Source organism: Lutibacter sp., from assembly GCF_013041805.1.
GTDB lineage: Bacteria > Bacteroidota > Bacteroidia > Flavobacteriales > Flavobacteriaceae > Lutibacter.
In genome coordinates this window covers 20820-34871 of the sequence record NZ_JABDRI010000076.1, presented here as the reverse complement: position 1 = coordinate 34871, position 14052 = coordinate 20820, and the positions used below count along the sequence as shown (strand labels likewise).

At 29.2% G+C, this 14052-nt stretch carries 13 protein-coding genes; 12 read left to right on the top strand and 1 reads right to left on the bottom strand.

Annotated elements, in window-relative coordinates; translation table 11 throughout:
- Nucleotides 1-31: 31 nt before the first annotated feature.
- Nucleotides 32-181 (bottom strand): hypothetical protein, encoded by a 150-nt coding sequence (locus HKP59_RS09785; RefSeq protein ID WP_291806260.1) that lies wholly within the window; start codon nt 179-181, stop codon nt 32-34.
- A gap of 262 nt (nt 182-443) precedes the next feature.
- Here HKP59_RS09785 and HKP59_RS09780 point away from each other — a divergent pair, with 262 nt between their 5' ends.
- The 12 genes from HKP59_RS09780 (at nt 444) to HKP59_RS09725 (ending at nt 14035) form a co-directional block, all read left to right on the top strand.
- Nucleotides 444-1169 (top strand): LytTR family DNA-binding domain-containing protein, encoded by a 726-nt coding sequence (locus tag HKP59_RS09780; protein ID WP_291806258.1) that lies wholly within the window; start codon nt 444-446, stop codon nt 1167-1169.
- A 141-nt stretch (nt 1170-1310) separates the two neighbouring features.
- Nucleotides 1311-1472, top strand: a complete 162-nt coding sequence (locus HKP59_RS09775) for a hypothetical protein (protein ID WP_291806256.1) — start codon at nt 1311-1313, stop codon at nt 1470-1472.
- 100 nt (nt 1473-1572) lie between these two features.
- Nucleotides 1573-3621: a sensor histidine kinase gene (locus HKP59_RS09770; RefSeq protein ID WP_291806254.1), complete on the top strand. Its 2049-nt coding sequence runs from the start codon at nt 1573-1575 to the stop codon at nt 3619-3621.
- A 4-nt stretch (nt 3622-3625) separates the two neighbouring features.
- Nucleotides 3626-4303 carry a response regulator gene (locus tag HKP59_RS09765; RefSeq protein ID WP_291806251.1) on the top strand — a complete coding sequence of 226 codons (678 nt, stop codon included), beginning with the start codon at nt 3626-3628 and terminating at the stop codon, nt 4301-4303.
- 411 nt (nt 4304-4714) lie between these two features.
- Nucleotides 4715-6709, top strand: a complete 1995-nt coding sequence (locus HKP59_RS09760) for a cytochrome c biogenesis protein CcdA (RefSeq protein ID WP_291806248.1) — start codon at nt 4715-4717, stop codon at nt 6707-6709.
- 61 nt (nt 6710-6770) lie between these two features.
- Nucleotides 6771-8258 carry an aminotransferase class V-fold PLP-dependent enzyme gene (locus HKP59_RS09755; RefSeq protein WP_291806245.1) on the top strand — a complete coding sequence of 496 codons (1488 nt, stop codon included), beginning with the start codon at nt 6771-6773 and terminating at the stop codon, nt 8256-8258.
- A gap of 51 nt (nt 8259-8309) precedes the next feature.
- On the top strand, nt 8310-8894 hold the full coding sequence (locus HKP59_RS09750) for a HupE/UreJ family protein (protein ID WP_291806243.1): 585 nt from the start codon (nt 8310-8312) through the stop codon (nt 8892-8894).
- Nucleotides 8895-8951: 57 nt separating this feature from the next.
- Nucleotides 8952-9368, top strand: a complete 417-nt coding sequence (locus tag HKP59_RS09745) for a dCMP deaminase family protein (RefSeq protein ID WP_291806240.1) — start codon at nt 8952-8954, stop codon at nt 9366-9368.
- A gap of 2 nt (nt 9369-9370) precedes the next feature.
- Nucleotides 9371-11005: a S41 family peptidase gene (locus tag HKP59_RS09740; protein WP_291806238.1), complete on the top strand. Its 1635-nt coding sequence runs from the start codon at nt 9371-9373 to the stop codon at nt 11003-11005.
- 57 nt (nt 11006-11062) lie between these two features.
- On the top strand, nt 11063-11815 hold the full coding sequence (locus HKP59_RS09735; RefSeq protein WP_291806236.1) for a UDP-2,3-diacylglucosamine diphosphatase: 753 nt from the start codon (nt 11063-11065) through the stop codon (nt 11813-11815).
- Nucleotides 11816-12071: 256 nt separating this feature from the next.
- On the top strand, nt 12072-13079 hold the full coding sequence (locus HKP59_RS09730; RefSeq protein ID WP_291806234.1) for a MoxR family ATPase: 1008 nt from the start codon (nt 12072-12074) through the stop codon (nt 13077-13079).
- A gap of 83 nt (nt 13080-13162) precedes the next feature.
- Nucleotides 13163-14035, top strand: coding sequence for a DUF58 domain-containing protein (locus tag HKP59_RS09725; RefSeq protein ID WP_291806232.1), 873 nt, complete (start codon nt 13163-13165; stop codon nt 14033-14035).
- The last annotated feature ends 17 nt before the right edge of the window (nt 14036-14052 follow it).

The following is a 14052-nucleotide window of genomic DNA, read 5'->3' as shown; positions in this document are numbered from 1 at the left end:
ATTAGTTAGTTTAGACTATTTAATAGTGGATTTACTCAATCCCTAAGCGCTGAAATAAACCTAGAATATCACTTGGATAGCTATTTTTTTTAAGATCTTGATTATTTTCAGAAGTACTATTTTTAGAATTTTCTGAGCAGTAATTGCTATTTTTAGAATTTGTGTTAGTATTTTTTTTCATGTTTGTAGGGGTTTTTGATTTTTTATATTTATTGATTTTCTTCTTCATTTTGTGTTAACCTAAAATTTAATTAATAGATAAGTATGTCTTAAAAGGGGGTTAACTTAAAAGAATCTATCATAGATAGATTATATCTATAAAATTAATACTATTGATCCATGTCTTTAAAGATTTTACCATAAAAAAAGGAAGGAGAAACCATACAATATTTCTTGAAATTTTTAGTAAATTTGCTAAGAACAAAATTTGTCCCCTCCAAATTATGCGAAATTACTTTATTATTGACCACGATAATTTTACCATTCAAAGTATTAAAGATGTTTTAGAAGATTACTTTGAATTTAATTGTATTGGAACTTCTAGTGACTACAATTCAGCAATGAACATAATATTAAGAGAAACACCAGATTTAGTTTTTTTTAATATTGATTCTACATTTAATAATCCTTTTAAGTTTGCTCAAGAACTTAATTTGTTTAATGATGATTTTCCAATTTTTATTGCAATATCTTCCTCTAAAGGGAAGGTATATGATGTTATTAAAAATGGTTTTTTCGACTTTTTATTAAATCCTATAGAAGAATTAGAGATAAGAAAGTCAATTTTAAAAATTTTGAAACGAATCCCTGCAAAGTCAAGAAAAAACATCTGCTTAAAATCATATAAAGATTATCAATATTTGAAAACTGACGAGATACTTTTTTTAAAAGCAGATAATAATAGTACCGATTTTTATATGAATGATGGAAATAGAATTACCGCTTTTAAAACATTGAAGACTTTTCAAGACGTATTACCTAATAATTTTTATAGAATACATAAAAGTTATATTATTAATAAAAATTTTATATCAAGAATTCAGTTTGGAAAATCTATTTGTACAATAAAACGGAATAGTTACGAAGTTCCATTTACAAAAACGTATATTAATAATATTAGGAATATAAATAAAGCATTATCCGAATATTCTTATTTGTCGGTAAGTTAGTTTTACATAACAAAAGGTATGTTTATACTAACAAAAGGTATGTTTACACTAATAAAAGGTATTTAAATTATTTTTTAACCTTTTAGTTCGTTAATTTTGGGTTTACTAATTAAGTAATTACAAATTTTAAACCCCAATATTATGAAAGCATTAAAATTTATTTTCGCATTTTCTATTTTATCTATAGCATTAACTTCTTGTACTTCTGATAATTTATCGGCAGATGAAGATCTCTATTCACAAGATGAACTTTTCGCAACAGGTGATGATGGAAGTGCGACTTGGGATAACACAAGAGACTAAAGAGTTTTAAACATACTTTAATAGTACGAAATAGTTTTAAAAAAGCCTTGAAATTTATTTAAGGCTTTTTTTAGTAGCTTTGTTTTTCAAAGTCAGAAAATTGAAAGCTTCATTGTACAGTTTTAAATACATTCAATTTATTTTTGCAAGCTTATTATTTGCTTGTATAGTGAGTTGCTCTGATACATCGAATTTTAGTGTTTCTTTTAATAATGATCTTACTGATAGCATTAATAGTTGGATACAACAATCTAAAAATAGAAAACTTGTAATAAGTGATCGGCAAAAAGCTCTGGAGAAGGCTTTTGAAAATACCAATATACTTCATTCAGATTCAGTTAAAAATAATTATTATTCTAAAATTTCATTTGAAGCTGTAAATTTAAATAGTGTAAACTTATTTAAAATAGTTAACGCTAAATCGTTGTCTTTATCAAATAAGTTACATGATACCTTAAAAATTGGGGAAGCCCATTGGAACTATGCTTTTTATTATTCTAAAAACGAGGTAGTGGATAGTGCATATTACCATTACCACAAAGCCTATGAAAATTTTAAGAAAATAAAGCATGAGCTTTATACTGCCAAAATGCTGTATAATATGGCATTTGCGCAAGGACGTTTAAAAGATTATACGGGTAGCGAAATTTCCATGTTTGAAGCGCTTACAATTTATAAAAAACTAAATAGAGATAAAGACTTATATCAATGTTATAATTATTTAGGATTGATTTATATGGAATTGGAAGAATTTGATAGAGCCATATATTACAATAAAAAAGCCCTAGAATACTTAAAAAAAATCAACGATAAAAGTACCTTTAGAGAATGGAGCTTAAGTAATTTGGGGTTGGTTTATCAAAAACTTAGCAAGTACGATGAAGCAATAGAAAGTTTTGAAGAGGCTTTAAATAATAGCAATTTAAAAGAACGTGATATTAATTTTTATGCACGCTTAATCGATAATATTGCATATACTAAGTTTTTAGATGGAGATACATTAAATGTTTTTAAAGATTTAGAAAAATCACTAAAAATAAGGGATAGTTTAAAAAACTCTCAAGGAATTGTTATTGTTAAAAGACATTTATCGGAATTTTTTGCTTCAAAATCAGATACCTTACAAGCAATTAATTTAGCTACAGAGGCGCTAAACCTGGCTAATAAAGTTGAAAACAATAGAGATAAGTTAGAGTCGTTATTATTACTTTCAAAAATAGATAAGCTAAATTCTAGTAAATATTTAAAATATTATGTTCACCTAGAAGATAGCCTTCAAGTAGAAGAGCGAAAAGCACGAAACAAGTTTACAAGAATTCGTTTTGAAACTGATGAATATATTGAAGAAACTGAAAAACTTTCACAACAAAAAGTATTAATTTTAATCGGAACCTTTATAGCGCTTTTATTTATTTCACTCTCGTATTTTTTAATGGTTCAAAGAACAAAAAATAAGGAATTACTATTTGAGCGAGAGCAACAAAAATCTAATGAAGAAATTTTTTCTTTAATGCTTAAGCAACAATCAAAGTTAGAGGAAGGTCGCTTAAAAGAAAGGCATCGAATATCAGAAGATTTACATGATGGTGTACTTGGTAAAATTTTTGGAACAAGAATAGGGTTAGGTTTTTTAAGTGTTAAAGGAGATGAAAGTGACACCAAAAAGCATCAATTTTATATAGATGAACTTCAATCAATAGAAAAAGAAATAAGAGCAATTTCTCATGAATTAAAAAGTGAAGTATTATCATCAAAAGTAGATTTTTTAAAAATTGTAGAAAGCTTGATTACTGAAAAAAGTAAATTAGGAAATTTTGAATGTAATTTAGACGCTCGTGATACTATTTTTTGGGATAAAATAAGTGATCATATAAAAATTAATTTTTATAGAATTATACAAGAAGCATTACAAAACTGTATTAAATATTCAAAAGCAACTCAAGTAGCTATTCAATTTGATTTAGATGATGAACTACTAAAACTAACCATAAAAGACAATGGTGTTGGATTTAAATTTAACGATAAAAGAAAAGGGATAGGACTAAAAAACATGCAGTCTAGAGCACAGAAATTAAATGGGTTATTTTATGTAGATTCGACAATTAACGAAGGAACAACTATCTTTGTATCATGTTTAATTGAAAATTAGGATTATGAAAAAAATTTATAAAGTACTAATAATTGACGATCATCCTATTATAGCAGACGCTTATAAGAGTGCTTTTGAATTTATTGAAACGGAAAATGAAAATGTAAAGTTTAAAATAGATATTGTTCACAACTCAGACGATGCTATTCAAAAAATAACAAAAGCCTCTAAAAATAATAGAATTGATTTTGTATTTCTTGATATTTCAATACCGCCGTCAGCTGATGGTAAAATTTTATCTGGAGAAGATATAGGAATTAAGATCAAGCAGTTATTGCCTAAGTGTAAAATTATTGTTGCAACAACTTTTAACGATAATTACAGAATACAAGTTATTCTAAAAAATGTAAATCCAAATGGGTTTTTGATTAAAAACGACATTAATAAAGATGAGCTAGTAACATCCATAAAAACGGTGCTAGATAACTCGCCTTATTATAGTAAATCTGTTTTAGAATTATTCCGCAAGCAATCTTCAGTTGATTTTCAGTTAGACAAAATAGATAGGCAGTTATTATATGAAATGTCAATAGGGACAAAAATGAAAGAATTACCAAATGTTATACCTATGTCAATGACTGGTTTAGAAAAAAGAAAAAAACACCTAAAAATAATTTTCGATGTTGATGAGGGTGATGATAGAGCATTGGTATTAAAAGCAAAAGAAAAAGGGTTTATTTAATTAAATAAACCCTTTTTGCTATAAAAAATGTCTTTGGGGATGATTTATTTATCCTTATAGCTAAACCAAATTTATACTAAAATTTAACTACAAAAAATTATTTTCAAATTATTTAGAGTAATTGCTCAATGTTTATGGTTTTAACGTTCTTTTGGTATGGAAAAATCGTTTTTTTTTGAAGTATTTATAAATTAAAGGCTATAATTGTTATACATTAAGAAAAGTTTAACACCTTTCAGTAAGGTAAAAAGACGAACAAAACAACATAGTAAGTAATATTGTTTATTTTTGACAAATTATAATAAAAGAAACAAGCTTTTAATATGAAACGAGCATGTCAAATGTTGACACACTGCGGAATGATTAATAGCGAACAGCATATGTTACCGCTAAAAAATAAAATTTAAACATATGAAAAAAATAGTTGTACTTCTATCCTTATTAGTTTTTAGTCTCTCAAGTTTTTCACAAATTTACGATCCTGTAAAATGGGAAACATCTGTCGATAAAATTTCAGAGTCAGAATATGATTTAATAATAACTGCGTCCATAGAGGAAAGTTGGCATTTATATTCACAAAATGTCCCTGAAAATGGTCCAATTGCAACTTCGTTTAATTTTGAAAAAAATGATAGTTTTCAATTAGTAGAAGGTGTAGTAGAAGAGGATGGGAAAACGGTTTTTGATCCTGTTTTTCAAATGGAAATAAAATATTTTGAAGAGAAAGCAATTTTTAAGCAACGCGTTAAAATAGGATCTAAAGAAATCTCAGCGATTATTGGTGAATTAGAGTTTATGGTTTGTGATGATGAAAGATGCTTACCACCAACATTAGTAGATTTAGAATTTAATTTTAATGGGGACACTTCTAAAAAGGTTAATTTGAATGAGCCAGCTACCAAGCAAGTAGTGAAAGAAATTAAACAAGAAAAATCAAAAAAAAATCCAGATAAAAGTTTACTTACCATTTTTATTATAGCCTTCTTTTCTGGTTTCGCTGCATTGTTAACTCCGTGCGTTTTTCCAATGATTCCAATGACAGTAAGCTTCTTTACAAAGCAAAGTAAAAGTAAAGCATCTGGAATTAGAAATGCTATTATTTATGGCTTATCAATAGTTATAATTTATGTATTGTTAGGAACTCTAGTAAGTGCTGTTTTTGGTGCTGACGCCTTAAATGCGTTATCTACAAATGTGTGGTTTAACATTATATTCTTTTTGTTATTAGTGATTTTTGCAATTTCATTTTTAGGCGCTTTTGAAATAGTTTTACCAAGTTCTTGGGGAACAAAAGTAGATGCACAAGCAGATAAAGGAGGAATAATTGGTATATTTTTCATGGCGTTAGCGTTGGCTATTGTTTCTTTTTCGTGCACAGGTCCAATAGTTGGAACTTTGCTTGTTGAAGCAGCAGCAGGAGGAAACCAAATAGGTCCAATAGTTGGAATGTTAGGATTTTCTTTAGCATTAGCAATTCCTTTTGCATTATTTGCTGCATTCCCAGGTTGGTTGAACTCTTTACCAAAATCTGGTGGTTGGTTAAATACGGTAAAGGTTGTTTTAGGATTTTTAGAGCTAGCACTAGCATTTAAATTTTTATCAAATGCCGATTTAGTATTACAATTACATTGGTTAGAACGTGAAGTTTTCTTAGCAATTTGGATTACAATTTTTGGAGCCTTGGCATTTTATTTATTTGGTAAAATTAAATTACCCCATGATTCTCCTTTAGAACATATTTCAGTAGGAAGATTATGTTTAGGATTAGTTACAATGGCTTTTACTATTTATATGATTCCTGGTTTATGGGGTGCTCCTTTAAATTTAATAAGTGCATTTCCACCAGCACAACATTATGCTGAATCTCCTTATGGTGTAGGATTCACTAAAACTGGAGGAGGCATAGCCGAAGGTGCAAACCATGGTGAAATACCTGATGGAGCTCATATGATGGCACCTCATAATATTTTGGCTTTTAATGACTATGACAAAGGATTGGCATATGCTAAAAAAGTAAATAAACCAGTAATGCTTGATTTTACGGGTTTTGCTTGTGTGAATTGTAGAAAAATGGAACAGAATGTTTGGGCAAAAGATAAAATATTACCGATATTAAAAAATGATGTGGTTTTAATATCTTTATATGTTGATGACAAAAGAAAACTCTCAGAGAATGAAATTATAGAGTCAAAACTTCGACCTGGAAAAAAATTAAAATATATTGGGCAAAAATGGAGTGAATTTCAAACAATAAAATACGGTGCAAATGCGCAACCGTTTTATGTTTTAATGAATCACAACGAAGAAAATTTAAATGATCCAGCTGCTTATACACCTGATGTTGATGAATATTATACTTGGTTAAAAAATGGTTTAAGTAACTTTAAGAAATTTGATTTTAATTGATTAATTTACACACGATTTTATAAGTTAAAATGGCAAGAAATTTTTTTAAAAATGAGGAATAATGAGTGCTAAATCTAATACTCCAACTGAATTAGAAACCTATTTTCAACAATTCAGAAAACATATTGTCGGTGTCAATAAAACATTTCAATCACCTTATGGAGAGAAAGAAATTATTTATACAGACTGGACTGCTAGTGGAAGAATGTACCGCCCAATTGAAGAAAAATTAATAAACGAATTTGGGCCGTTTGTTGCAAACACACATACCGAAACTTCTGTTACGGGGTCTGCTATGACAATGGCTTACCATAAAGCTAGAGGTATTATTAAGAGGCATGTAAATGCAAATGAAGATGATATTTTAATTACTTCTGGAACTGGAATGACAGGAATGATTAATAAATTTCAACGAATTCTTGGGTTAAAAGTCTCAGAGAATTTAAAACAGTATACAAAGGTTCCAGATGAATTAAAGCCAATCGTTTTTATTACTCATATGGAACATCATTCTAATCAAACATCTTGGTTAGAAACTATAGCAGATGTTGAAATTATTCCTTGTCAAGACTCAGGTTTAATTTGTTTTCAAAGTTTTAGAAAATTATTAGATATATATAAAGACAGGCCTATAAAAATAGCCTCAGTAACTGCGTGTTCTAATGTTACAGGTATTAGAACCGATTATCATAAGATTGCAGAAATTATTCACCAACATGGTGGCTTGTGCTTTGTTGATTTTGCTTGTTCAGCACCCTATGTTGAAGTGAATATGCACCCAAAGAATGAACAAGCTTATTTAGATGCTATTTTCTTTTCACCACATAAGTTTTTAGGTGGACCAGGAACTTCAGGTGTTTTAATTTTTAATAAAAAACTTTATCATAATGTTGTTCCTGATAATCCAGGAGGAGGAACTGTGAATTACACAAATCCATGGGGAGATCATGATTATATTAATGATATTGAAACTAGGGAAGATGGCGGAACCCCTGGTTTTTTACAAGCTATAAAAATCGCCCTTTCTATTCAATTGAAAGAGCAAATGGGTATTGAAAATATTTTAAATAGAGAGCACGAAATTAACGAGCTTATTTTTGAAAAACTTTCTGAGATACCTAATTTAAAAATATTAGCAGAGCAACATAAAGATCGATTAGGGATTTTTTCATTTTTTATTGAAAATGCACATTTTAATTTAGTAGTAAAATTATTAAACGATCGATTTGGAATTCAAACAAGAGGAGGTTGTTCTTGTGCAGGAACCTATGGTCACTTTTTATTAAATGTAGACCAACAAACATCAAAAACTATTGAAGAACAAATTACTGAAGGTTGTTTGATTGATAGACCAGGATGGATTCGAATGTCTATTCATCCAACATTAACTAATAGTGAAGTTCTTTATATTTGCGATAGTATAAAACAAGTGGCAGAAAATATTTCAAAGTGGTCTGAAGATTATAGTTATGAGAGCAGCAAAAATGAGTTTATTCATAAAACCGCTAAACTTATTGAAATTGATATCGTTAACAATTGGTTTAAGTAATGGTTTTTCAGCAAAAGTTTCTTCAATATTTAAATGTTAAAAAAATAGTGAATGGATAATTTTATTTTTTTTGTGAAGCAAGGTCTTTTTCATGTTTTGGATTGGAATGCTTATGATCATATTTTATTTTTAATTGCGTTGGCAGTTATTTATGATTTTAAAAATTGGAAAAAAGTATTATGGTTAATTTCTTTGTTTACCGTTGGTCATACACTAACCTTGATTTTAGCCGCCTATAAAATTGTTCAAATAAATTCAAACTTGATAGAGTTTTTAATTCCTGTTACAATTATTATTACTGCATTGGTAAATATTCTGTACGCAAAAGGAACTACTAAAAACGCAAAAACCAATATAAATTTATTTTTTGCGCTATTTTTCGGTTTAATTCATGGGTTAGGATTTTCAGGGTATTTTAAAATGCTTATAGGTAGTTCTAACAATAAGTTTATTCCCTTATTAGAGTTTGCACTAGGTATAGAAATAGCTCAAATAGTTATTGTATTTATTGTTTTGCTACTTGGTTTTATTTTCCAAACTATTTTTCGTTTTTCAAGGAGAGATTGGATACTTATAATATCCTCAATTGTAATTGGGATAGTATTGCCAATATTAAAAGCAGCTATATTTTGGTAAACATTTAACGTGGATTTAAAAAGAATATTTTTACATTCGTGCGTATCATTATAATTTATGAATAAAAAACAACTAAAATACGATCAGGCTTATATGCGAATGGCACTAGAATGGGCTAAATTATCGCATTGTGAAAGAAAAAAGGTTGGTGCATTAATAGTAAAAGATAGAATGATTATTTCTGATGGTTTTAACGGTACACCAACAGGGTTTGAAAATCCCTGTGAAGAGAATGAACTTACAAAATGGTATGTTTTACACGCTGAAGCAAATGCCATTTTAAAAGTGGCAAGTTCAACGCAATCATGTAAAAATTCTACCTTGTATATCACATTATCACCTTGTAAAGAATGTAGTAAATTAATACATCAATCAGGAATTAAAAGAGTAGTTTACGCAAAAGCTTATAAAGATACTTCAGGACTGGAGTTTTTAGAAAAAGCAGGAGTAGAACTTACACACCTTAAGAATTAAGAATGACAAAAAGAAAAGCAAGTATACCATTTTTTATAGGACTATCTATTGCTATAGGTATTCTAATAGGAAGTACATTTAATTATAAAAATAAATCGGTTTTATTTAGTTCCAATACAAATGAAGCTAAAATAAAAAAGTTAATCAACTACATACAATATGACTATGTAGATAAAGTAGATACCGATAGTTTATTAGATGATGCCATTACAAATATGCTGGTAAAACTAGATCCACATTCTGTATATATACCTAAAGAAGAATTGAAACGAGTTACTGAAAGTATGCAAGGTAAATTTGTTGGTATTGGAGTTACTTTTTTAATGCACGAAGATTCTGTAGTAGTATCAAGTGTAATTAAAGGAGGTCCAAGTGAACGCGCAGGATTGCAAGATGGAGATAGAATTTTAGTTGCTGATACTGATACCTTATTTGGCAAGAGCATTATAAATAAAGCTCAACTAAAGGAAAAAGAGATTGGAACAACTTTTGGAAATAGAAAAGTGAGTGATGCCGTTATGAAATCGCTAAAGGGAGAACCAGAGACAACGGTTAATTTGGCAATTTATAGACGTTCTAGTGACGAAATTTTAAACATACCTATCGAAAGAGGAGAAGTGACTATAAAAAGTGTTTCAGCGTATTATATGATTAATAAAACCTTAGGATATATCAATATTGATAGATTTGCAAGAACCACTTATAAAGAGTTTAAAGTTGGTCTTGATGAATTAATTTCTAAAGGAATGAATTCGCTGGTGCTCGATTTAAGAGGCAATCCGGGAGGTTTTATGGATATTGCCAACAGAATTATTGATGAATTTTTAGAAGATGGTAAATTAATTGTTTTTACTAAAAATAAAACAGGAGAAGTTGATAATTCATTTGCAACCAGTAAGGGTGATTTTGAAGATGGAAAAGTATATGTTTTAATTGATCAAAACTCAGCATCAGCAAGTGAAATTGTTGCAGGCGCGCTTCAAGATAATGATAAAGGGACTATAGTAGGTCGTAGATCGTTTGGAAAAGGATTGGTGCAGCAAGAAATGGATTTAGGCGATGGTTCTGCGGTAAGGCTAACAACATCTCGTTACTATACCCCAACAGGCAGGTCAATTCAAAAACCCTACAGTGAAAAAGATACTAAAAAATATAAAAATGATTATGTAGAAAGAATTCATAATGGTGAATTAATTTATAAGGATAGTATTAAAGTTGATGAAGATTTAAAATATACTACACCAAAAGGAAAAGTTGTTTATGGCGGTGGAGGTATAGTTCCTGATGTTTTTGTAGCTATTGATACTGCAAGTACTTATAGCAACAGATTGTATAGAAGGCTTAATGATTTTGTATTTAAATACATTGATAATCATAGAGAAGAAATGAATACATGGGAATTGGAAAATTTTGTAAATAATTTTGATAAAGACGCTAAAATATATAACCTATATATAGATCAGCTAGATCTAACAACGCCAATTTTTCCAAAGGAAAGAGAAAATTTAAAAATGTATTTGAAAGCTGTTATAGCCAGAAATTTATTTCAAGAAACAGGTTTTTACATGATTACACAAAAGAAAGACCCGATGATTATGAAGGTGTTAGAGCTAGATGAAAAATCAAATAATGAATAAAAAATATAGTAACTTTATATATTTATATCATTTTAAAAGTTAAAATCATTCAATCTTTTGACAATCAATAAAAAAATATACTTTGCTTCAGACCAACATTTTGGTGCTCCAACTATTGAGAAAAGTAAAATTAGAGAGCAAAAGTTTGTAGCTTGGTTAGATACCATAAAATATGATGCTGAAGTTATTTTTTTATTAGGCGACTTATTTGATTTTTGGTTCGAATATAAAAAAGCAGTTCCTAAAGGATTTGTACGAGTTTTAGGAAAGCTTGCTGAATTAAGAGATAGTGGAATTCAAATTCACTTTTTTGTAGGTAATCACGATCTTTGGATGCGTGATTATTTTGAATCAGAATTAAATATACCAACCTATTACGAACCAAAGGAATTCACATTTAACCATAAAACCTTTTTAATTGGTCATGGCGATGGTTTAGGACCTGGAGATAAAGGTTATAAACGAATGAAAAAAGTATTTACAAATCCAATTTCTAAATGGTTTTATAGATGGTTGCACCCCGATATTGGAATACGGTTAGCCCAATATTTATCAGTTAAAAACAAGTTAATTTCAGGTGAGGAAGATGTGAAATTTTTAGGCGAAGAAAATGAATGGCTGGTTCAGTATTGTAAGAAAAAACTAACGGAAAAACATTACGATTATTTTATTTTTGGCCATAGACATTTGCCACTTGAAATAGCAATTTCGGAAAATTCAAAATATATCAATACAGGAGATTGGATTACGCATTATACTTTTGCTAAATTCGAAAGAAATAAACTAAGTTTAGAAAACTTTAAAAACTAAAAAAAGAGGCAAATTTGCCTCTTTTTTTAGTTCAATTTTTTTGAAGATTCATTTTTTTGAAAAATGATTTAAAATATAACATATTTTAAAAAAAGTAATACCTGATTTGGATTGACCAATAGTTGTTAAATTCTTACTAAACCTTAGGTTTTACTATTATTTTTAACCAATTTTTAACAAGATTTTCAAAAAAAAATTCAGCTATTTGCATGGGTTAATAAAGTATATTAAATTCACGCGATTAAAAACAATAAAAATGATTGAAGAAAATAATGTTTCGATAGATATAAAGGCTATCAATGAGAAAATTGAAAAGGAAAGCGCTTTTGTTGATTTGCTAGTGATGGAAATGAATAAAGTAATTGTTGGTCAAAAGCATATGATCGAGCGATTACTGATTGGCTTGCTAGGAAATGGTCATATTTTATTAGAAGGTGTTCCAGGTTTGGCTAAAACATTGGCAATTAACACCTTGTCAAGAGCTATTGATGCAAAATTTAGTAGAATTCAGTTTACGCCTGACTTATTACCAGCAGATGTTATTGGAACAATGATTTATAGTGTAAAAGACAATGATTTTACCATTAAAAAAGGTCCTATTTTCGCAAATTTTGTATTAGCTGACGAAATTAATCGCGCTCCAGCTAAAGTACAATCTGCTTTATTAGAAGCCATGCAAGAGCGTCAAGTTACTATTGGAGATTCAACGTTTAAGTTACAAGAACCTTTTTTGGTGATGGCAACTCAAAATCCGGTAGAACAAGAAGGAACATATCCTTTACCTGAAGCACAAGTTGACCGTTTTATGTTAAAAACAGTTATTGATTATCCAAAATTGAATGAAGAACAAATAATAATGCGTCAGAATTTAACTGGAAATTATGATAGCGTGAATGCTGTTGCATCTGTAGAGCAAATTAATAGAGCAAGAAATGCAGTGAAAGAAGTGTATATGGATGAAAAAATTGAAAAATATATACTTGATCTTATTTTTGCAACTCGTTATCCAGAAAAGTACAACTTACCAGATTTAAAAGGATTGATAAGTTTTGGAGCTTCACCTCGTGGAAGTATTAATTTAGCAATGGCTGCTAAATGTTATGCATTTATTAGACGAAGAGGTTATGTGATTCCTGAAGATGTTCGTGCTGTTGTTCATGATGTTTTACGTCACAGAGTTGGAATCACTTATGAAGCCGAAGCGGAAAACGTTACTTCAGAAGATATTATCAATAAAATTGTAAATGAAGTAGAGGTACCTTAGTAGTTCACAGTTAATAGTCACAGTTAACAGTTTTTAAAACTGTTCAACTGAATACTGCAACTGAATACTGTAAACTTTAAAACATGGATACTAAAGAAATACTTAAAAAAGTTCGAAAAATAGAGATTAAGACACGCCGTTTGTCTGATCATATTTTCTCTGGCGAATACCACAGTTCATTTAAAGGACGAGGTATGACTTTTTCTGAAGTACGTCAATACCAATATGGAGATGATGTGAGGGCAATTGATTGGAATGTTACGGCTCGTTATAATGAACCTTATGTAAAAGTTTTTGAAGAAGAGCGAGAATTAACCATGATGTTGCTAGTTGATGTTAGCGGCTCTGAATTTTTTGGAACAACACAACAATTTAAAAGAGATACTATAACTGAAATCGCAGCAACATTAGCATTTTCTGCAATTCAAAATAATGATAAGGTAGGATTACTATTATTTTCTGATGAAGTTGAGTTATTTATTCCTCCCAAAAAGGGAAAAAGTCACGTTTTACGAATTATTAGAGAATTAATAGAGTTTCACCCAAAAAGCACAAAAACAAATATTTCTGAAGCATTGAAATTTTTGTCAGGCGTTATGAAAAAGAAAGCAATTGTTTTTATGTTATCAGATTTTATGGATGATAATTACGAACAAACATTAAAAATTGCTGGAAAAAAACATGATGTAACAGGAATTAGAGTATTTGATAAACATGATGTTTCAATACCAAATTTAGGAATGGTTCCTATGCTAGATGCTGAAACAGGAAAAACAATGTTGGTGAATACAGCATCTAAAAGTGTTAGAAATGGGTATGAAGCTCATTATTTAAAAGTGGTTGATTATTTCGAGAAGTCTTTTAGTCATAGTGGTTCGGGTGTTATAAGTACCCGAATTGATGAAAGTTATGTAAAAAAATTACTGGGCTATTTTAAACATAAAGGCGCAAGATAAATGAAGATGTTGAATAG